16 protein-coding genes and 1 tRNA gene are annotated in these 19,294 nt (G+C 59.9%); 8 read left to right on the top strand and 9 right to left on the bottom strand.

Translation table 11 applies throughout. From position 1 onward, the window contains the following. Positions 1 to 459 precede the first annotated feature (459 nt). The 4 genes from P406_RS08785 to P406_RS08770 form a co-directional block, all read right to left on the bottom strand. Positions 460 to 535, bottom strand: a tRNA-Phe gene (locus P406_RS08785). A 101-nt stretch (positions 536 to 636) separates the two neighbouring features. Beyond that, a complete protein-coding gene (locus tag P406_RS08780) occupies positions 637 to 909 on the bottom strand; it encodes an oxidative damage protection protein (protein ID WP_002555777.1) in 273 nt (90 codons plus the stop codon). Then, positions 906 to 1,973 (bottom strand): A/G-specific adenine glycosylase, encoded by a 1,068-nt coding sequence (gene mutY, locus P406_RS08775; RefSeq protein ID WP_024662612.1) that lies wholly within the window; start codon positions 1,971 to 1,973, stop codon positions 906 to 908. Before mutY ends, P406_RS08780 begins: the two co-directional genes overlap by 4 nt. Before the next feature lie 82 nt (positions 1,974 to 2,055). Beyond that, positions 2,056 to 4,281 carry an AsmA family protein gene (locus P406_RS08770; RefSeq protein WP_046235964.1) on the bottom strand — a complete coding sequence of 742 codons (2,226 nt, stop codon included), beginning with the start codon at positions 4,279 to 4,281 and terminating at the stop codon, positions 2,056 to 2,058. 498 nt (positions 4,282 to 4,779) lie between these two features. Here P406_RS08770 and P406_RS08765 point away from each other — a divergent pair, with 498 nt between their 5' ends. The 8 genes from P406_RS08765 (at position 4,780) to P406_RS08730 (ending at position 12,021) form a co-directional block, all read left to right on the top strand. Beyond that, positions 4,780 to 6,441, top strand: a complete 1,662-nt coding sequence (locus P406_RS08765; RefSeq protein ID WP_046235963.1) for an OFA family MFS transporter — start codon at positions 4,780 to 4,782, stop codon at positions 6,439 to 6,441. 215 nt (positions 6,442 to 6,656) lie between these two features. Further along, entirely contained in the window at positions 6,657 to 7,856 is a 1,200-nt protein-coding gene (locus P406_RS08760; RefSeq protein WP_046235962.1) for an amino acid aminotransferase, read from the top strand. 93 nt (positions 7,857 to 7,949) lie between these two features. Further along, positions 7,950 to 8,543, top strand: a complete 594-nt coding sequence (gene hisB / locus P406_RS08755) for an imidazoleglycerol-phosphate dehydratase HisB (protein WP_002551454.1) — start codon at positions 7,950 to 7,952, stop codon at positions 8,541 to 8,543. Further along, the gene (gene hisH / locus P406_RS08750; RefSeq protein ID WP_003318304.1) at positions 8,543 to 9,181 is read left to right on the top strand and encodes an imidazole glycerol phosphate synthase subunit HisH; all 639 of its coding nucleotides are present in this window, start codon (positions 8,543 to 8,545) and stop codon (positions 9,179 to 9,181) included. Before hisB ends, hisH begins: the two co-directional genes overlap by 1 nt. A gap of 4 nt (positions 9,182 to 9,185) precedes the next feature. Then, positions 9,186 to 9,446, top strand: a complete 261-nt coding sequence (locus P406_RS08745) for a DUF2164 domain-containing protein (RefSeq protein ID WP_003342219.1) — start codon at positions 9,186 to 9,188, stop codon at positions 9,444 to 9,446. A 106-nt stretch (positions 9,447 to 9,552) separates the two neighbouring features. After that, on the top strand, positions 9,553 to 10,290 hold the full coding sequence (gene hisA, locus P406_RS08740) for a 1-(5-phosphoribosyl)-5-[(5-phosphoribosylamino)methylideneamino]imidazole-4-carboxamide isomerase (protein WP_003420230.1): 738 nt from the start codon (positions 9,553 to 9,555) through the stop codon (positions 10,288 to 10,290). 19 nt (positions 10,291 to 10,309) lie between these two features. Further along, on the top strand, positions 10,310 to 11,080 hold the full coding sequence (hisF, locus tag P406_RS08735) for an imidazole glycerol phosphate synthase subunit HisF (RefSeq protein ID WP_002551458.1): 771 nt from the start codon (positions 10,310 to 10,312) through the stop codon (positions 11,078 to 11,080). A 185-nt stretch (positions 11,081 to 11,265) separates the two neighbouring features. Then, positions 11,266 to 12,021 (top strand): substrate-binding periplasmic protein, encoded by a 756-nt coding sequence (locus P406_RS08730; protein ID WP_003413551.1) that lies wholly within the window; start codon positions 11,266 to 11,268, stop codon positions 12,019 to 12,021. Positions 12,022 to 12,025: 4 nt separating this feature from the next. On the opposite strand, the gene P406_RS08725 is transcribed toward P406_RS08730, so the two are convergent. The 5 genes from P406_RS08725 to P406_RS08700 form a co-directional block, all read right to left on the bottom strand. Next, on the bottom strand, positions 12,026 to 13,528 hold the full coding sequence (locus P406_RS08725) for a trypsin-like serine peptidase (RefSeq protein ID WP_046235961.1): 1,503 nt from the start codon (positions 13,526 to 13,528) through the stop codon (positions 12,026 to 12,028). Positions 13,529 to 13,725: 197 nt separating this feature from the next. Further along, entirely contained in the window at positions 13,726 to 15,552 is a 1,827-nt protein-coding gene (locus tag P406_RS08720) for a M60 family metallopeptidase (protein WP_046235960.1), read from the bottom strand. Between the two features lie 252 nt (positions 15,553 to 15,804). Next, on the bottom strand, positions 15,805 to 16,587 hold the full coding sequence (locus P406_RS08710; RefSeq protein WP_046235958.1) for a divergent polysaccharide deacetylase family protein: 783 nt from the start codon (positions 16,585 to 16,587) through the stop codon (positions 15,805 to 15,807). 3 nt (positions 16,588 to 16,590) lie between these two features. Then, a complete protein-coding gene (locus P406_RS08705) occupies positions 16,591 to 17,928 on the bottom strand; it encodes a S41 family peptidase (protein WP_046235957.1) in 1,338 nt (445 codons plus the stop codon). Between the two features lie 33 nt (positions 17,929 to 17,961). After that, positions 17,962 to 19,287, bottom strand: a complete 1,326-nt coding sequence (locus P406_RS08700; protein WP_044312436.1) for a murein hydrolase activator EnvC family protein — start codon at positions 19,285 to 19,287, stop codon at positions 17,962 to 17,964. Positions 19,288 to 19,294 lie beyond the last annotated feature (7 nt).

Genomic DNA, 19,294 nt, shown 5'->3' with positions numbered 1-19,294 from the left:
CGTGTGCCATGGTCCAGCCGCGCAAGCCAGCTGCGTTGCCTATTGCAGTACACCCCCGGCGGTTCGTTGGTTTGCCGATACCCTCAGCGCGCCAGATGACTTGGCTTCCCCTTCGGGAGTGCATGTGGGCACTCTGTCATGCAGCGCGAAATGCGGGCAAGCGAAAACGTTGTACGCAAAGTTTCGAGCGCTCGCGCGTGAGCAGACTTTCAGGACTGGATAGACGATGCCTGCTTCAGCGAGCATGGCCCCCAGAGACCATAGGTATCAGCCGCTGCTCAGCAATTTAGCTACGTGCTGAATGACTAGCATCGTTCGGTGGTCGAGCTTGTCACTGGACGGGTTGTGTGCCGAACTTTGGGCATACGAGGAGGGTTAACCCCAGACAACAAAAAGCCCGCACGAGGCGGGCTTTTTGTGTGCTTTCAGGTGTGCTTGGCATCACCTGAAAACGGAAGGTGGTGCCCAGAGACGGAATCGAACCGCCGACACGGGGATTTTCAATCCCCTGCTCTACCGACTGAGCTATCTGGGCAACGGGGCGCATTAGACGTGTTTTTCAGGAGGTCGTCAAGCGTGTTTTTTAAAAAATTTGAATTATTACCGACGCTTACGACCTTCACTGCGTGAAACGCTTTATTTTTCGGGGGGAACGTAGCCTTCGGCCTGGGCGTATTCTTCGCCGGAAAGAAACTTGTCCATCTCGGTCTGGAGGAATTTGCGGTCTTCGGCGTTCATCATGTTCAGGCGGCGTTCGTTGATCAGCAGGGTCTGGTGTTTCTGCCAATCGGCCCAGGCTTTCTGCGAGACGTGGTTGAAGATGTCTTCGCCCTTGGCACCCGGATACGGGGCGCGTTCCAGGCCGGGCAGTTCTTCTTTGTATTTGCGGCACATTACGGTGCGGGTCATGACGACTCTCCTGCGTTCAATACGTCGGCTGCGTGTTTGAGCAGCTTTTTCACCGGGGCAGCAAGGCCCAGGCGTGGCGGGGTGGCGAGGTTATACCAGAGCCAGTCGGCCTCGGCCACGTGATCGGCGGACTCGCGGACCTTGACCAGCCAGGGTTCGATGCTCAGCTGGAAGTGGCTGAAGGTGTGGATAAGTCCCGGCAGTTCATGGTGCTCGCCCAGTTGCAGCGCGTGTTGCGTGGCCAGATGCTGAAGGTCATCGAAGTCATCCAGTTCCGGCAGGCTCCACAGGCCGCCCCACAAGCCGCTGGAAGGGCGGCGATAAAGCAGGATCGCGCCGTCTTCGTTGGCGAGCATCGGCATGAGCGTGCGTTTCTGCGGCACGGTCTTACGCGGCTTGGGGATTGGGTAGCGCGTTTCCAGGCCCAGCATGTGCGCCTCACAACTGCGCTCCAGCGGGCAAAGCAGGCAGCTGGGTTTGCTGCGGGTGCAGAGTGTGGCCCCCAGGTCCATCATCGCCTGGGTGTAGTTGTTGACCCGGCTGTGCGGCGTGAAGCGTTCAGCGGTGGCCCACAGCTGTTTGGCCACCTTCGGTTCGCCAGGGTAACCCTCTTGCGCGGTGAAGCGCGCCAGCACGCGTTTGACGTTGCCATCGAGGATCGGCGCGCGAATGCCCATGCTCAGGCTGGCAATCGCGCCTGCGGTGGACAGGCCGATGCCGGGCAGCAGAATGAGTTTTTCGACATCGCGGGGAAACTCGCCGCCATGATCGGCGACGACGATTTTTGCCGTCTTCTGCAGGTTGCGGGCGCGGGTGTAGTAACCCAGCCCGGTCCACAGGTGCAACACTTCGTCCTCGGGCGCTTCGGCCAGCGCCTGCACGCTCGGCAGGGCCTCCATGAAGCGGTCGAAATAGCTCAGAACGGTGCTGACCTGGGTCTGCTGCAGCATGATTTCCGATACCCAGACCCGGTACGGCGTGATGTCTTGTTGCCAGGGCAGGTCATGTCGGCCATGACGGTCGTACCAGTCCAGCACGGCGCTGGAGAATTGTTCGGGTTGCATGGCCTGGAGGGCTCTCGTCGAGATGTGAGTCGGGATATGAAATGGAGCGCCGCGAGGGCGCTCCTGAGCAGTTCACGTTGCCCTAGCGTTTGAACAGTCCCTTGAGGGCGTCCTTGAGCTCGGGGCTGACCTTGTCGCCGAGTTTGTCGTTCAGCTTGTCCTCAAGCTTCTCGCTGATCCGGTCGCCCGCCAGTTTCGCAGCGATCTGGCCGACGCCTTCCTTGTCCAGACGGCAGGCCTTGGCGCCCAGTTCCAGCGGGCCACGGCACTGCACCGGCCACTCGATGCCGACAAAGCGCGGGTTGATCTCGCAGGCCGGGTCGGGCATGTCGCTCTTGTCGCCTTCGACGATGATGCCGACGCGGTAGTTCATGCCCAGCACGCGCAGGTCGACGTCGCCGTTACCGTTGACGGCCATGCCCGGCGTACGGACCTTGAGGTCCGGGTTGCTGGCGACGCCATTGCGTATCACCAGATTGCCGTTGAGCTGCTGGAAAGGAGTGTCCTTGGCACGCGGTTCGCCGCTAAGCGTCTTGCGGTTGAGGATCGAAATACCCTTGCACAGCTGCTGCTCCAGATTGGCATTGACCAGTACGCCGTTATTGAGCGCAAAGCTGGCGGTGCCGTTCAGGCTGTCGATCAGGGCTTTTTCGCTGTTGCCTGTGCCGGTCAGGTTGCTGTCGAGGTTCAGCATGCCGCGCACCGGAGGTGTCTGGCCCTGGCTTTCCAGAATGCGTTCGACCGGTACTTTGACAATGCGCGTCTGCACCGTGGCCACAGGCGTGTCCGGACGCGCGTCCAGATTGCCCTTGACCTCGAAGTTGCCGTTGTACAGATCGCCACTCAGCGTATCGACCTTGATAAGGCCACCGTTGGCCTGGGTCTTGAAGGCTGCGTTGTCGATGGGCAGTTTGTTCAGGGTCAGTTTGCCGAAGCTCAGGTCAGCCTCGACATCCAGCGCACGCAAGCGCTCCAGCGGCAGCAGTTTTGCCGTGCTCCAGGCGGCCTTGGTCGGTTGTTCGGGCAGCGGCGAGTCGCCCGCAGCGGCGGCGGCTTCACCGGACTGCACCTCGGATTTGCGCGCGGCCTTGGCACCTTTGCTTTCTTCGCTTTCAGCCGGACGGTAGCGGTCGGCGTCGAAGGTATCGCCCTTGAGCTGGACACGCAGCGCCTGTTTGGCGAAGTCGTCCACCGCGATGCGACCCGTGAAGGTGCTGTCGTCGACTTTCAGGTTGAGGTTTTCCAGCGCAAGGCTGGTAGGCGTACCCGCCAGGCGCGTGACCATTTCAACCTTGCTCAGCGCGCCCTCGGACATGGCCGGCAACGGCTGGCCAATGTTCTCGAAGAACGCGCGCAGATCAAGCTGGGCAATGGACAGGCCGCCGCTGATCTGTGGCGTTTTGTCCAGATCGCGGGCACGCAGTTCGCCGAGTGCACGCAACTGGTTGGCCGAGACTTTGAGGCTGTTCCATTCAGCGATGTTGGCGGCCAGGTCGACGAGCAACTGGCCCTGCGCCGAGAAGGTCACGGTCTTGCCTTGCAGCGGCTCGCCGGCGACTTCACCGGACAGGCGCATGTCTTCGAATTGATAACGCTTGAGCACGCGGTCCATGCGCAATGCGCCGACCAGCTCGGTCTTGGCGCGCACGACGGGCTGGTTGGTGCTCAGGAACGCCGTCAGTTTGATCGGGATATCGGACGCCTCACGAATCGGTCCGGTGCTCAGCTGAATGCTCTCGGCCATGAAGGTCCGGCCTTTTCGGGCATCGCTGTAATCCACGCGGGCGTTGTTGACGGTCAGGCTGTCGATATCCAGGCGGATCGGCTGGGAAGGGCGATCCGCTTTGGGCGCGTCCGGAGCCGGGGCCGGTGTTGTCTCGCCAGGTGCTTCAGTGCTTGCCACGGCAGGCTTGCCGATGTCTTCCCAGTTGCCATGACCGTTTTCATCGCGGTGCAGGGTCAGGTTCAGGCCTTCGACGCGAATGTCGCTCATCTGTACCTGGCGACGAAGCAGGGGCAGGACACGTACGGACAGGCCGAGCATCTGCACATCGGCGAACGGCTGATCGGGAGCGGTCAGGGTGGCGACATGGGCGTCGTGCAATTCCAGGCCGAGCCAGGGAAACAGGCTCCAGCCGATATCGCCGTTGAGCGTCAGCTCGACGTTGGCCTTGTCGCGTGCCAGCTGGCGAATCTCGTCTTTGTAGTCGTTGGGATCAAACAGGTGGGTCAGGGCGAAGCCGAGAGCCACGATGATCAGCAACAACCCGAGAATAAACAGCCCCAGGATTTTGCCGAACGCTTTCATGGGCGAGTCCTTGTGTCGATGTTCAAAAATAGCCCACGAGTATACCGCTCTGACGAGCCTATCGGGCCGCGGATACCGTTATTGCTGTCTGGCCTCCGGTTCGAGACGCTGGCACCGTGCGCCACTAGGTCTGGGAGCCGATGAAAAAGTGCGAGTGGTCTTGTCGCGATATATCTTCCGAATCTTCGCGCGCCTGTCGGACAGTCACACAGTTGCTGCTCCAACTAAGCCTTGGGCACGTTTTCGCTAGTGCTTAATTGGTTGTATCTATGGCTCGATAGAGCGCGTGGATTAACTTACGAAAATAGACAATAAAAAGCATATGACGAGATGCTTATTTGCCATCAGAGAGTGATAGTCTCCGTTTTTGCTGGGTTGGGTGCGTCTTTTTGTCACGTATCTGAATAACCTGCCGATAAAACAGACATGGCCGCTCGGCACTGAGTCTGTGGCGGACCAGCGGACCATCTGCGAGCTTCACACATTGGGGTAATTATAATGAGCACAAGCACAGCCTTGGGCGGCGCAGCCGTTCAGCCTGCGTTCTTGTCCAAAGAGCGCATTATCGCCAAGCCAGGTTTCAACCGTTGGCTTGTTCCACCTGCAGCATTGGCCATCCATCTTTGTATCGGTATGGCTTACGGCTTCTCGGTATTCTGGTTGCCGCTGTCGAAGGCTATCGGTGTTACGGCACCTGTCGCTTGCACACCGGACATGGGTTTTTTCGCGCAGATGTTCGCGTCGACCTGTGACTGGCAGATCTCCATGCTGGGCTGGATCTACACACTGTTTTTCATCTTCCTGGGTTGCTCGGCTGCCATTTGGGGTGGTTGGCTGGAGCACGCAGGTCCACGCAAGGCGGGTGTGGTTTCGGCCCTCTGCTGGTGTGGTGGCTTGCTGATTTCCGCACTGGGCATTTATACGCACCAGATCTGGCTGATGTGGCTGGGCTCGGGCGTAATCGGCGGTATTGGTCTGGGGTTGGGCTATATCTCCCCGGTATCGACCCTGATCAAGTGGTTCCCGGACAAGCGCGGCATGGCGACCGGCATGGCGATCATGGGCTTTGGCGGCGGCGCGATGGTGGGCGCACCGCTGGCTACGGCTCTGATGAGTCACTTCGCTTCGGCTGAAAGCGTTGGCGTATGGCAGAGCTTCGTGGTGATGGCGGTGATCTACTTCATCTTCATGATCGGCGGTGCGCTGGGCTACCGCGTTCCGCCAACCGGCTGGAAACCTGAAGGCTGGACCGCTCCGGCTGCCAAGGCAAAGAACTCGATGATCACCAACCGTCACGTGCACGTCAGCGTGGCCTGGAAAACACCGCAGTTCCGTCTGGTCTGGCTGGTGCTGTGCCTGAACGTATCGGCCGGTATCGGCATCCTGGGCATGGCTTCGCCGCTGCTGCAGGAAGTCTTCGCCGGTAAACTGCTGGGCCTCGACCTGACCTTCAGCCAGCTCAATGCCGATCAACTGAAGGCCATTGCTGCGATTGCGGCCGGCTTCACCGGTCTGTTGAGTCTGTTCAACATCGGCGGTCGTTTCTTCTGGGCTTCGTGCTCGGACTTCATCGGTCGCAAGGCAACCTACTTCGTATTCTTCGCACTGGGCTTCCTGCTTTATGCGTCGGTTCCGACCCTGAGCCATATGGGGAGCATCGCCCTGTTCGTGGCCGCGTTCTGTATCGTGCTGTCGATGTACGGTGGCGGTTTTGCGACGGTTCCGGCTTATCTGGCTGACCTGTTCGGTACGCAGATGGTCGGTGCGATCCACGGTCGTCTGCTGACTGCCTGGGCTGCGGCCGGTGTGCTGGGTCCGGTACTGGTCAACTACCTGCGTGAGTACCAACTCGCCCACGGTGTTGCACGTGCCGACGCCTACGACATCACCCTGTACATCCTGTCGGGTCTGCTGGTGCTGGGCTTTATCTGCAACCTGCTGATTCGTCCGGTTGCCGACAAGTACTTCATGACCGACGCCGAACTGGCGGCTGAACAAGCCATCGGTCACGACAAGGGTGCCAACGCCACGACTTCGCTGGAGTGGAAAGCATCCGCAGGCAGCAAGCCATTGGTCATCGCCGCCTGGCTGGCCGTAGGCATCCCGCTGGCATGGGGTGTCTGGATTACCCTGCAAAAAACCGCAGTGCTGTTCCACTAAAAGCCTGCCGTTAACAGAAAAGCGCTTGCACCTCGGTGCAGGCGCTTTTTTTTTGCCTGGGTTTTGGTGCGCTGCGCTTTTGATCATCGCGTCCGGATTTATTCGTCGCGATAGTCATATTCAGTTGACCCTATGTACTCGATGCACTGCCCGTTCCGGTGCATACGCTGCTACATTAGTCAGCCCTGATTTTATTGCCCGAAGGAGTTGTTTGCATGCTAGCCCACGTGGAGTCATACGCCGGTGATCCGATCCTTTCGCTGATGGAGACCTTTGGCAAGGACTCGCGTGCGGACAAGGTCAATCTGAGCATCGGCCTGTATTACGACGCACAGGGCCGCATTCCGCAGTTGGCATGCGTAGCAACGGCGCAACAGCAACTGGCCGAAGGCGAACAGGCAGCGTCCGTGTACCTGCCGATGGAAGGCCTGGCGGCGTATCGGCAGGCGGTGCAAACGCTGTTGTTCGGCGCCGATCACCCGCTGGTTCAGGCCGGCCGCGTCGCCACCATTCAAACCGTGGGCGGTTCGGGCGCGCTCAAGATAGGTGCCGATTTCCTCAAGTATGCGTTTCCGGACTCACAGGTCTGGGTCAGTGACCCGACCTGGGAAAACCATAACGCGCTGTTCGGCGGGGCGGGCTTCAAGGTCAACGCGTACCCGTACTTCGATGCCCAGACCGGCGGCGTGAGGTTCGAGGCCATGCTCGACACGGTGCAGGGTCTGCCGGCGCAGAGCATCCTCCTGCTGCACCCGTGCTGCCATAACCCGACCGGTGCCGATCTGACGGTGGCGCAATGGGACCGCCTGATCGAAGTGATCAAGGATCGTCAGCTCATCGCTTTCCTGGATATCGCCTATCAGGGCTTCGGCAAAGGCATGGACGAAGACGCCTACGCCATCCGGGCAATGGCCAACGCAGGTATCACAACGCTGGTCAGTAACTCGTTCTCGAAAATCTTTTCGCTGTATGGCGAGCGGGTAGGCGGGCTGTCGGTGGTTTGTGAAGATGCGACCTCCGCGGCCAACGTATTCGGCCAGCTCAAGGCGACCGTGCGCCGCAACTACTCCAGCCCGCCTGCACATGGTGCGTTTCTGGTGTCGAAAGTGCTCAACACGCCGCACTTGCGCGAGCAGTGGCTGGGTGAAGTCGAGGCCATGCGCCTGCGTATCATCGACATGCGCACGCGGCTGGTCGAGGTGCTGGCGCAGAAGGCCTCCGGCCACGATTTCAGCTTTATCCTCAGGCAGAACGGGATGTTCAGCTACACCGGTCTGACCCCGCAGCAGGTCGACGAACTGAAAGATGTTCACGGCATTTACATGCTGCGCAGTGGCCGGGTGTGCATGGCAGGTTTGAATGAAGGGAATATCGACAAGGTATGTGACGCAATCGCGAGCCTCTTCGCCCGTTAAATACCCTGCTGGTCGTCTGTTTGCTTCATGGCGGGCGCTTCTGGGCCTATAATGCTCGCCTTTTTTTCGCCCAATGATTTTGCGGAGCTGGTGATGGCCGAACGTAAGGCGTACGTCGAGCGCAATACTCTGGAAACCCAGATCAAAGCCTCGATCAACCTGGATGGTACCGGAAAGGCCCGATTCGATATCGGCGTGCCTTTCCTTGAGCACATGCTCGACCAGATCGCCCGGCACGGGCTGATCGATCTGGACATCGAATGCAAGGGCGACCTGGCAATCGACGATCACCACACGGTGGAAGACGTCGGTATCACCGTGGGCCAGGCGTTCAGCCAGGCGATCGGCGACAAGAAAGGCATTCGTCGTTACGGCCACGCCTACGTGCCGCTCGACGAAGCGCTGTCGCGCGTGGTCATCGACTTCTCCGGGCGTCCGGGCCTGCAGATGCATGTGCCGTATACCCGCGCCACTGTAGGCGGCTTCGATGTGGACCTGTTTCAGGAGTTCTTTCAGGGCTTCGTCAACCACGCGAACGTGACGCTGCACATCGACAACCTGCGTGGCACCAACACTCACCACCAGATCGAGACCGTGTTCAAGGCTTTCGGTCGCGCGCTGCGCATGGCGGTCGAGCTGGATGAGCGTATGGCCGGGCAGATGCCATCCACCAAGGGTGTGCTCTGATGCAGACAGTTGCGGTCATCGATTACGGCATGGGCAACCTGCACTCTGTCGCCAAGGCGCTGGAGCATGTGGGCGCAGGCCGTGTGCTGATTACCAGTGACGCCAAGGTGATTCGCGAAGCCGACCGCATCGTCTTTCCGGGTGTGGGCGCGATTCGCGACTGCATGGCCGAGATTCGCCGTCTGGGTTTTGATTCGCTGGTTCAGGAAGTGAGCCAGGATCGCCCGTTTCTGGGGATCTGCGTCGGTATGCAGGCGTTGCTCGACAGCAGCGAAGAGAACGGCGGCGTGGACTGCATCGGCATGTTTCCCGGCCAGGTAAAGTTCTTCGGCAAGGACCTGCATGAGGAAGGCGAGCACCTGAAAGTGCCGCACATGGGCTGGAACCAGGTCGCTCAGGCGGTGGATCACCCGCTGTGGCATGACATTCCGGACCAGGCGCGTTTCTACTTCGTGCACAGTTTCTATATCGATGCTGCCAATCAGCGTCAGGTGGTCGGGCGTGGTCACTACGGCCTCGATTTCGCCGCTGCGCTGGCCGACGGTTCGCGCTTCGCCGTGCAATTCCACCCTGAAAAGAGCCACACCCACGGCCTGCAGTTGCTGCAGAACTTCGCCGCCTGGGATGGTCGCTGGTAAGCGTATGAGCAAAGCCAAGGGCAAGCCGCCGATCCTGACCCTCTCGCCCGAGCACGAGCAACAGGCGATCGACAAGCTCAAGCGCCTGTTCGCAGAGCGCTTCGAGCTGGATCTGGGCTCGTTCGAAGTGGCTGAAGTCCTCGAGCTGTTCACGCGCGAGATTGCCCCGCATTACTACAATCGCGCCATTTTCGATGTTCAGCAGCAGCTCAAGGAGCGCTTCGAGAGCATCGAAAGTGACTTGTGGGCACTCGAAAAGAATTAGATAAAGCAGCTTCAAGCGTTGAGCTTCAAGCCGCAAGAATCAGTGAGTACGCATACTTGCAGCTAACCGCTTGCAGCTTGCCGCTCTTTCAGACCAAGGAATAAGCATGCTGATTATCCCCGCTATCGATCTCAAGGACGGCGCTTGCGTGCGTCTGCGTCAGGGCCGGATGGAAGATTCCACGGTGTTCTCCGATGACCCGGTGGCCATGGCCGCCAAGTGGGTCGAGGGTGGCTGCCGCCGTCTGCATCTGGTCGATCTGAACGGTGCGTTCGAAGGTCAGCCGGTCAACGGTGATGTGGTCACGGCCATCGCCCGACGCTACCCGAACCTGCCGATCCAGATCGGCGGCGGTATCCGTTCGCTGGAAACCATCGAGCATTACGTCAGGGCGGGCGTGAGCTACGTCATCATCGGCACCAAGGCCGTCAAGGAGCCAGAATTCGTGGCTGAAGCCTGCCGTGCGTTCCCCGGCAAGGTGATTGTCGGTCTGGATGCCAAAGACGGTTTCGTCGCCACCGACGGCTGGGCTGAAGTCAGCTCGGTGCAGGTCATCGATCTGGCCAAGCGTTTCGAAGCCGATGGCGTGTCGGCCATTGTCTACACCGACATCGCCAAAGACGGCATGATGCAGGGCTGCAACATCCCGTTCACCGCGGCGTTGGCGGCTGCCACGCGGATCCCGGTGATCGCTTCGGGTGGCATCCATAACCTGGGCGACATCCAGGCGCTGCTGAATGCGAAGGCTCCGGGCATCATCGGCGCAATCACCGGCCGTGCGATTTACGAAGGCACGCTGGATGTGGCCGAAGCTCAGGCGCTCTGCGACCGCGAACAACGCTGAACAGCTGGAGATTGACCCTGTGGCCCTAGCCAAACGCATCATCCCTTGCCTGGACGTCGACAACGGTCGAGTGGTCAAGGGCGTCAAGTTCGAGAACATCCGCGACGCAGGCGATCCGGTTGAAATCGCTCGTCGTTACGATGAGCAGGGTGCCGACGAAATCACCTTCCTCGACATCACCGCCAGTGTCGATGGCCGTGACACCACGCTGCATACCGTCGAGCGCATGGCCAGTCAGGTGTTCATCCCGCTGACCGTTGGCGGCGGCGTGCGTACCGTGCAGGACATCCGCAACCTGCTCAATGCCGGTGCCGACAAGGTCTCGATCAACACGGCCGCGGTGTTCAACCCCGAGTTCGTCGGTGAAGCCGCCGCGCGTTTCGGGTCGCAGTGCATCGTGGTCGCTATCGATGCCAAGAAGGTCTCCGGTCCGGGCGAAACCCCGCGCTGGGAAATCTTCACCCACGGCGGGCGCAAACCCACCGGGCTGGACGCGGTGCTCTGGGCGAAAAAGATGGAAGACCTGGGCGCTGGCGAGATCCTGCTGACCAGCATGGACCAGGACGGCATGAAAAACGGCTTCGACCTGGGCGTCACGCGCGCAATCAGCGATGCGCTGGGTATTCCGGTGATTGCTTCGGGTGGCGTCGGCAACCTCGAGCACCTGGCTGCCGGTGTCATCGAGGGCCACGCCAGCGCTGTGCTGGCGGCGAGTATCTTCCACTTTGGCGAATACACGGTCCCCGAGGCCAAGGCCTACATGGCCAGCCGCGGGATTGTCGTGCGCTAGGCCACTGCGCATGAAAGCGGGCGCCGCTTGTTTCAGGCCAAGGGTTTGAAACAGCCGGCGCTCGCTTTGTTTCAGCCCTGTGGCATTCGACTATTGCCTGTAAGCGACATCGCCGGACAGCGTGCTAGACAGTGCGCCGGGTTCACGGCACTCTGCATGCGTCGTTCACGATCGAGTGCCGGAACATGTTCAAACGCCTACTGCTTGCACTGATCGGGATCGGTGTCTTGTCGAGTGAAGGTGTCCGGGCCAGCGAGTCGACGCCTTATTCCATGGTGTTGCTGACCGAGAACTTCCCGCCGTTCAACATGGCGGTCGACGGCAAGAATTTCGCCCAGGAAAACAACATTGACGGTATCGCCGCCGAAGTGGTGCGCGAGATGTTCAAGCGCGCCAATATCGGCTACAGCATGACGCTGCGTTTTCCGTGGGACCGGGTCTACAAACTGGCCCTGGAAAAGCCCGGTTACGGCGTGTTTTCCACGACCCGCCTGCCCGAACGGGAAAACCTCTTCAAATGGGTCGGCCCGGTAGGTTCCTACGACTGGATCATGTTGGCGCGGGGCGACAGCCCGATCACCTTGACGTCGCTGGAGCAGGCCAGGGATTACCGTATCGGTGCCTACAAGGGCGATGCGATTGGCGAGCGTCTTAAAACCATGGGCTTGAACCCGATTCTGATGTTGCGTGACCGCGACAACGTGAAAAAGCTCGCCAACGGCCAGATCGACCTGTGGGCAGTAGGCGATCCAGTGGGCCGCTATCTGGCGAAACTGGAAGGCGTCACGGGCCTCAAGACGGCGCTGCGCTTCAACAGCGCCGAACTCTACCTGGCAGTCAACAAGAGCACGCCTGACGAGGTCGTCAGACGCTTGCAAAAGGCCCTCGATCAGATGCGCGCCGAAGGCTGGGTCGATGCCGCCAAGGCGCGCTATCAGTAACCACTCAACCTGCTGCGGGCGACGGGATGATGTCTTCGCGCAAGGCGGATGGCTGACCGTTGATGTCGTGGGCGTAAGTGCAGATCTTCAACGGCAACGACTGCGCGCGTAATACCAGATTGCGAAATTGCGGCTTGAAACCTTCAGGGGCGGAGCAGTCGGTGGTGTCCGGCTTGCCCATTTTGACCGTGTAGTAGTCGATCAGCCGGTGCTCGTGCGACCAGACGACCGATGTCGCGCCAGATCGGTTTTTGCCGATCTCCATTTGCGGTGCCGGAGTGGGGCCTGCCGGTTGCAGCTCTATGCCAAGCGTCAGGGCATTGCGCATCAGACCGATGCTTGGGCGTTGCTCGGCCGAAGACACGCCGACCATGCACAGCCAGTTGATGCCTATCTGTTTGTCCACAGGGTCATCGATGGCCGCGTCCTGTGAGCTGATGGTATGGCTGTAACCCACCGGGTCTTCGCACTGCATGGCCGAATCGACCTTCTTGTAGCGATACAAGGGCGTGTCGACCATGAAGCGCAAGTCCCAGGATGGATAGACATTCCTGCCCTCGGCATCCAGTTGCACCCTGGCATGCTGTGCGGGCTGCCGGCCCAGCGTTTCGAAATCGACCGAGAAGGCTGGGAACAGATCGCAGACTGCCGGATCCGTACTCAGCGTGCCGCTGACAAAACACTTCTTCAACAGCGTGACCGGGTTGCCATAGTTGCTGTCGGCGACCATGGGCGGAAAGCCGGGTATTTCATCACTGAGGTCTTCGATCGGGTTATCCGACGAGGCCTGGTTGGTGAGGTTCATGACCGCATAGAGCTCGCCGTTGTCACGGGTCAGCAGCGGACTGCCGGACGCGCCCGTACCGACATCCCGGCATTGATTGCGTACGGTGTGACGCCAGACCCAAGGCTGCTCCATGATCACCTCCGACGTCTGGTGAACACAGGCCGCCATGCGCAGATGTCCGGAATCCTTGTCGAGCGGTGCGCCCACCCACAAGATATCGCGACCCTGTTCGGGCATCTCGCTGGCGAGCCTGATCGGCTGAATACCGTCGTTGACGAGCGTTTCAAGCGTGGGCTGCAGCTCGACGATCGCCAGGTCGACACCCTGCATGCTGCTCCAGCGGACGCGCTTCAATGGATAGCTGCGCGCTTTGCTGTCGGTGAAGAAATTGAACTGCACGCTGCCTTCGACTTCGCCATCGGTGATGATCACGCCATTCTGGCGATTGATACAGTGGCCGCTGGTGAGTACGTAGGCGGGCGCGTCAGACGGGCTGTCGACGCTTCGGCTATCGATCAGCGTCGCCGTGCAGTTGGACCCTGACCTGCTGTTGATACGGCCAATGCCGTTCCAGTGGTCGCGCGAGCCGTCGGCGTTGAGCAGGGCTGTCGAAGGTGAGAGAGCTATCAGCCCTTCGCCCAGGTCTGCAGGTGTGGCGTGGATGGAAAAAGGCAGCAGTGCGGCGACGCAGCACGCCCCCGTCATCATGGTCGGTTTCATCATCAATCCCTGATAAATGTGTCTGGGCCCCCATCATGGGAACACCTTCCTTTAAGCCGGAATTGACACGTTTATCAAGGCTGAGACGGTGGTGGACACGGAAAGCAGATTTGGCTTACGTCTGATCTTGAACCTGCCGACGCAATCCGGGCGTATTCATGTACCTACCTCTGCCAAGCCGAGCTGATCCATGACAGTCAAACCTGATTCAAGTAAGGCCTGATGGCAGCCAGCCGCTGTGACGGGTAAGGAAATCCAAGGGCGTTCACGGCAATCCATACGTCGGTATCCGTGAGTTTGAGTAAGCCCCAATCGGCAAAAAACTCGGTCAGGTTACGTTTGGCGGCGATAGACGCAGTCAGTACGAAGTATTTAAGACCCAGGGCCTCGCCTGGATGTTCTCTGATGTAACGATGCCAGTCTGGCAGGAAGTTCTCGCCTAATCCCTTGCGAAGCTGTTCAAACATCGCCAAAGGGTCGGATTCAGGCGCCCCGTAGATTTTTTCAGTGCGTGGTAACGCCAGCCAATTCACGGTGCCAGGCCACCGCTCTGGAAATACATAGGTGTATTCGTTGATGTAGTGTCGTCCTACAGCAAGGGCATACAGATTGACGGTGACTTCGCGAAATGGGCCGTATGAGTTGTAAGAGGTTTGATAATGGTGTCCATACTCATGCAGCGTGACCCATCGCTCAGCGGCCAGCCCGCCGAGCAGAGCCTCGTTATACTCGCCGATATGTTCCATGTAAGGCAGACCAACTATGCCTGTGGTTGCGTAGGGACTAAAGGTTGATCGACTTTCCACCGCATAGAGCAAAAGATCCGACCTTTTGTGAACAGTAGCCGAACCATTCAGCCCGCTGAGCTCTGCTTCCAGCCGCATGACCTCTTCATGAGAATGCACTATGGCGCTGGGGTCGACATTGGAAAACTTGAGTGCCGTGCTCAGTAATGCCGCAATGACCATATGTGTTCCCGCCAGCTCGACTTCAGGCGCATTGGTGAGGAGGAGCATGCTGCGCCACTGGTTTTGAGTGGTAACCCCATTGACGTAGTAGGGCATCGGAATGGCTCCGGGCCCGAAAGTAACCCGCGCTGCGCCCGACCTGGGGCCGGCCAGCTTGCGGATATGAATGGCACCGCCCAACGGGTCTCGAATAGTGTTGACTACTCGGTTCAGAGGCGTTGCCCGCATGTTCTCGGACTGCTCTGAGGGGTTGTTGCGGTCAGCCATGCCTTGTGTACCGACCAGCAAGGTCAGATTATCGACGTTGCCCCATGCCCGCACCTCGATCTCTTGTCCTGCTGGCGCATAGTAGCCGGTCGGCTGATAGTCGGCCTTGCGAAGTAGCCAGGACCTCTCGGCCTGCTCGGCTGCAGCGTCCTGCATTGGTCGAATAAGCAAAGAGCGCGGCTGAGGGAATTCGAGCGTTGAATCCAGTGCGTAAGAGCAAATGTTTTTATCATGGCCGCATATTCGGACACGCAGGGTATCGGCGGTGTGCAGATAAGCAGACGGTACGGCCGGGTTGGAAAAGACCCCGCCGCTGACGATACCGATGCCTTTCCATTCTGAATCGGAAAATGCTTCTACCAGCCCCGACTGCATAGTGGTGGAGCCGCTGACTGACAGGCTGCCGTCGTTGTTCTTGTGCGATGACAGGCGGGTCAGTATCGGACGGACTCGAAACGTGGTGTCAGAGCCTGGAAAGCCGGCGACACGCAGGCGAATGTGGTCAGGGTCTACGAGATAACTTGCAGGCACATCCGGATTGAGTATGCCCATGGCAACCGAGCCGATCGAGGCCCAGGTGCCATCGGCTCTAAGCGCCTCTACCGTCGCCCCGTTTGCGCCGTAGACCATGACGATGACCTCGACGCGATCATCTGAAACTGCCGTTATGTCGACTGCAACAATTGAAACGGCTTGAGTTGCCTGCGGTTCGGAATCCTCTATGGAGGTGCCGCAGATGAAGCCCTGCATCGCCCCCGCACCCGTGACGGTTGAAGTGAAATCGCTCATGAAATGGTTACCCGTTGTTGCCCGGGCGCTTCATGCCCGAGAGAGAAATAGTGGGCAGGTACGAGGTGGGCGGTGAGGGCCACTATGCTCGTGCCTGTGATCTTCTCGTACAACAGCGGGAGTGGTGGATAGCGTCAGACGAGATCTGCTATCGGATGTCCATACTGCCCGAACCGAGTAAACGCAGTGTGGGCTTGTCCTTGCTTGGAAGGTACTGACAGAACTGACAGGGCGGTGCGGTGGTCTGCTGCGTCAGCGATAAATCCCGTTCTTGCCATGCGCCGCACTCGCCTGATTGCCGCGTTCGCCGATCATGCTGCGCAGGTCGATCCATTCGACGCCTTGTGCCTTGAGGTTGGGCAGTTCGCGTTCCAGTACGTCCAGCGTGACGGGGTAGGGGTGGCCGATAACCACGGCCGAGCCATATTTGCGGGCGATTTTTATCGCGGTCTGCAATTGGCGGGTGATGGCTTCTGCGGTGCGTTCGTCGTCCAGGAACACGTCACGCGAGACGCTGGCCAGCCCGATACGCTGCGCCTCGGCGGCCGCCACGGTTTTCGCGCTGGTGCGGCTGTCGACGAAAAACAGGTGACGGCGCTGTAGCTCGGCCATCAGCCAGGTCATGGCGACCGGCTCGGCGGTCATCCGGCTGCCCATGTGGTTGTTGATACCGGCTGCATACGGCACTTTCAGCAGGGCAGCATTGAGACGGCTTTCCAGCTCGGGCAGTGGCAGTTCGGGGTGCCAGGCGTAAGGGCCGGTCGCGGGGTCCATGGGCATGTGCAGCATGACCGTTTTGCCTGCGCGATGCGCTTGGCGGGCAAACTCGGTGGCATGCGGAGTATCAGGCATGATCGCCAGGGTGACCGGGCCGGGAAGCGCCAGTGTGCGGCTGTCGCGATCCTGGTTCTGGCCCAGGTCGTCGATGATCAGGCTCAGGTAAGCCTTGGGCGGTTTGCCGCTGTTCTCGGCTGGCGCTGCATGAGCAACGCCAGTGATCGAGAGGGTCAGCAGTAGCAGAGCTAGAAAGCGCATACGTCAGTTGCCGCGGGTGATACTCAGCCCCTTGAGCAGGCTGAGCGCCTGGCTGAGCTGGAAGTCGTCATCCTGCGGACGCGCCTTGGCGGCTGTGCCACTCTTGACGGTCGGTTTGTCCGCGCCGCCATTGCCATTGCCCAGGTGACCCAGCAGGTCGGCTTCCTTGTAGTTCTCGCCGTCCGCTTCGTTGGTGACCTTGGCCCGACGTACGACGATGTCCGGGTTGATGCCCTGGGCCTGGATCGAGCGGCCGTTCGGCGTGTAGTACAAGGCGGTGGTGATCTTCAGGGCGCGATCGTTGTTCAGCGGCAGAACGGTCTGCACCGAGCCTTTGCCGAAGGTGTCAGTGCCCATCAGGATGCCGCGTTTCTGGTCTTGCAGGGCGCCGGCAACGATTTCCGATGCCGAGGCGCTGCCGCCGTTGATCAGCACCACCAGTGGCACGCCTTCGCTGGCGTCTGCCGGGTCTGCCGAGAAGCGCAGCTCGGAGTTGGCGATGCGGCCTTTGGTGTAGACGATCAGGCCCTTGGTGAGGAAGTGATCCGCCACCTGCACCGCCGATTGCAGCACGCCGCCCGGGTTGTTGCGCAGGTCGAGAATCAGGCCGCTCATCTTCTTGCCGTTGTCCTTGCGGAATTTGGCCAGCGCCTTGCCGACTTCGTCACCGGTCTTGACCTGGAACTGGGTGATGCGGATGTAGCCGTAGCCATTTTCCAGCATCTGCGCCTTGACGCTCTTGACCTGAATGGTTGCCCGCGCCAGGGTCACGTCAAACGGCGTGCCGCCATCGCGGACCAGCGTCAGGGTGATCTTTTCGCCGATCTTGCCGCGCATCTTGTCGACCGCTTCCTGCATGTTCTGGCCCTGGGTCGGCGTACCGTTGATCTTCACGATCAGGTCGCCTGCCTCGATGCCAGCCTTGGAAGCCGGTGTGTCGTCGATGGGCGAAACCACCTTGACGAAACCGTCCTCGACGCCGACTTCGATGCCCAGCCCACCGAACTCGCCGCTGGTGCTTTCCTGCAGCTCCTGGAAATCTTCCGGGCCGAGGTAGGCAGAGTGCGGATCAAGGTTGCTGAGCATGCCTTTGATGGCGTTCTCCAGCAGGGTCTTGTCGTCGACCGGCTCCACGTAGGCCGCCTTGACCCGGTCCATGACCTCGGCAAAGGTGCGCAACTCGTCGAGCGGCAGCGGTGGCTTTGCGGTGGCATTGGTTTTGGCGGGCGAGACTGCTGCAGGCGTGGCTGGCGCGGTCTTTTCGGCAGCTTGCGCCAGAGGCGCGCCGATAACGATGGCAATTGCCAGGGCCAGCGAGGTGAGGCGGGACAAATGCAGCATGTCTAACGAACTCCTACAGATATTGACGCCGACTTATCCTTGAGTGCGGCACCATTGGGCCGGATCGCTGGGGCGACCCTGCTGACGAATAGCAAAGTACAACGCTGCCGTGTCCTGACCGCCACTATTGCCGACCGTGGAAATCGCTTCACCGGCTTTTACAATGTCACCTGCCGACTTGAGCAGGCTCTGGTTGTGCCCGTAAAGGGTCAGATAACCGTTGCCATGGTCGAGAATGACCAGAAGCCCGGCACCGCGCAACCAGTCGGCGAACACCACTCGTCCGCCATGCACGGCACGTACCTGGCTTCCGGCTGCGGCGCTGATCATGACGCCGTCCCATTTGGTCCGTTCGTCATCACCGCGGGCTTCACCGAAACGCGCAAGCAGTCGACCATCGATAGGCCATGGAAGTTTTCCCTTGGCCTGTGCAAAAGGTCCGCCATAGGAAACACCGGCACTGGAAACGACTGCGCCGGGGGCTTTGACCGGGCGACGCGGTGCCGGTTCATCATCGCTTTTGCTACTGCTGTTGCTGCTGTTATTGCGGGCGACGGCTTCAGCTTCGCGCTGACGCTTTTCTTCTGCCTCGCGGGCGGCAACCAGCGCCTTCTGGCGAGCTTCTTCGGCTTCACGTGCCTGGCGGGCCAGGGTTTCTTCGATGGTCTTGAGGACTTTGGCCAGATCGGCCTGATCCTGCTGACGGGCCTGCATTTTCTGATCGCGGGCCTTGTAGTCCTGATTCAGCTTGGCCAGCGCCTGCTGGCGTTCCTGACGAACCTTGGCCAGTTCTTCGCTCTGGCTGTCCAGGTTGCTCTTCTGCACCAGCAGTTGGGCCTGCTGCAGGTCGATGTCTTTTTCGACATTGGCCAGCTGGCGCAGGGTTTCATTGAAATTGCGTAGCTGCTCCAGACGCGCCTGGCTCAGGTAATCGTAATACGTGAGGGTTCGGGCGAACTTCTCGGGGTGTTGCTGGTTGAGCAGCAGCTTGAGGTACTCCTGGCGGCCACTCTGATAGGCGGCGCGGGCCTGGATGGCAATCAGGCGTTGCTGTTCAACACGGGCGCTGTTCAGTTTCTTTTTTTCACTGTCGAGCTTTTGCAGCTCGGTTTCGGTCTTTTTTAGTTCCTTTTGCAGGACCTCGACCTGCTTTTCCAACTTGCCCATTTCGGTTTCAGTGGTGCGCAGGTCCTTCTGGACACCTGCACGTTCTTCCTGAAGCTTGCCCAGGACTTTTTGCAGCTCTGCCACATCCTGACGCGCAGCATCTATCTGTTTTTGGGTTTGCACACGCTCGTCTTCGGCAAACGCCGGATTGAGCAGGCAGATCAGAGCAAGGGCAATCAAGGCGCGAAGCATGTAGGTG

Origin of the sequence: Pseudomonas syringae pv. coryli str. NCPPB 4273 (assembly GCF_000972175.1) — a bacterium.
Lineage (GTDB): Bacteria > Pseudomonadota > Gammaproteobacteria > Pseudomonadales > Pseudomonadaceae > Aquipseudomonas > Aquipseudomonas syringae.
The sequence above is the reverse complement of the archived record's forward strand: the minus strand, read 5'-3'. Positions and strand labels throughout refer to the sequence as shown.

What these genes read in the sequence shown, in the direction of transcription:
- P406_RS08780 (WP_002555777.1), bottom strand. Translation starts at nt 909, where the DNA reads ATGACCCGCACCGTAATGTGCCGCAAATACAAAGAAGAACTGCCCGGC.
- mutY (WP_024662612.1), bottom strand. Translation starts at nt 1,973, where the DNA reads ATGCAACCCGAACAATTCTCCAGCGCCGTGCTGGACTGGTACGACCGT.
- P406_RS08770 (WP_046235964.1), bottom strand. Translation starts at nt 4,281, where the DNA reads ATGAAAGCGTTCGGCAAAATCCTGGGGCTGTTTATTCTCGGGTTGTTG.
- P406_RS08765 (WP_046235963.1), top strand. Translation starts at nt 4,780, where the DNA reads ATGAGCACAAGCACAGCCTTGGGCGGCGCAGCCGTTCAGCCTGCGTTC.
- P406_RS08760 (WP_046235962.1), top strand. Translation starts at nt 6,657, where the DNA reads ATGCTAGCCCACGTGGAGTCATACGCCGGTGATCCGATCCTTTCGCTG.
- hisB (WP_002551454.1), top strand. Translation starts at nt 7,950, where the DNA reads ATGGCCGAACGTAAGGCGTACGTCGAGCGCAATACTCTGGAAACCCAG.
- hisH (WP_003318304.1), top strand. Translation starts at nt 8,543, where the DNA reads ATGCAGACAGTTGCGGTCATCGATTACGGCATGGGCAACCTGCACTCT.
- P406_RS08745 (WP_003342219.1), top strand. Translation starts at nt 9,186, where the DNA reads ATGAGCAAAGCCAAGGGCAAGCCGCCGATCCTGACCCTCTCGCCCGAG.
- hisA (WP_003420230.1), top strand. Translation starts at nt 9,553, where the DNA reads ATGCTGATTATCCCCGCTATCGATCTCAAGGACGGCGCTTGCGTGCGT.
- P406_RS08730 (WP_003413551.1), top strand. Translation starts at nt 11,266, where the DNA reads ATGTTCAAACGCCTACTGCTTGCACTGATCGGGATCGGTGTCTTGTCG.
- P406_RS08725 (WP_046235961.1), bottom strand. Translation starts at nt 13,528, where the DNA reads ATGAAACCGACCATGATGACGGGGGCGTGCTGCGTCGCCGCACTGCTG.
- P406_RS08720 (WP_046235960.1), bottom strand. Translation starts at nt 15,552, where the DNA reads ATGAGCGATTTCACTTCAACCGTCACGGGTGCGGGGGCGATGCAGGGC.
- P406_RS08710 (WP_046235958.1), bottom strand. Translation starts at nt 16,587, where the DNA reads ATGCGCTTTCTAGCTCTGCTACTGCTGACCCTCTCGATCACTGGCGTT.
- P406_RS08705 (WP_046235957.1), bottom strand. Translation starts at nt 17,928, where the DNA reads ATGCTGCATTTGTCCCGCCTCACCTCGCTGGCCCTGGCAATTGCCATC.
- P406_RS08700 (WP_044312436.1), bottom strand. Translation starts at nt 19,287, where the DNA reads ATGCTTCGCGCCTTGATTGCCCTTGCTCTGATCTGCCTGCTCAATCCG.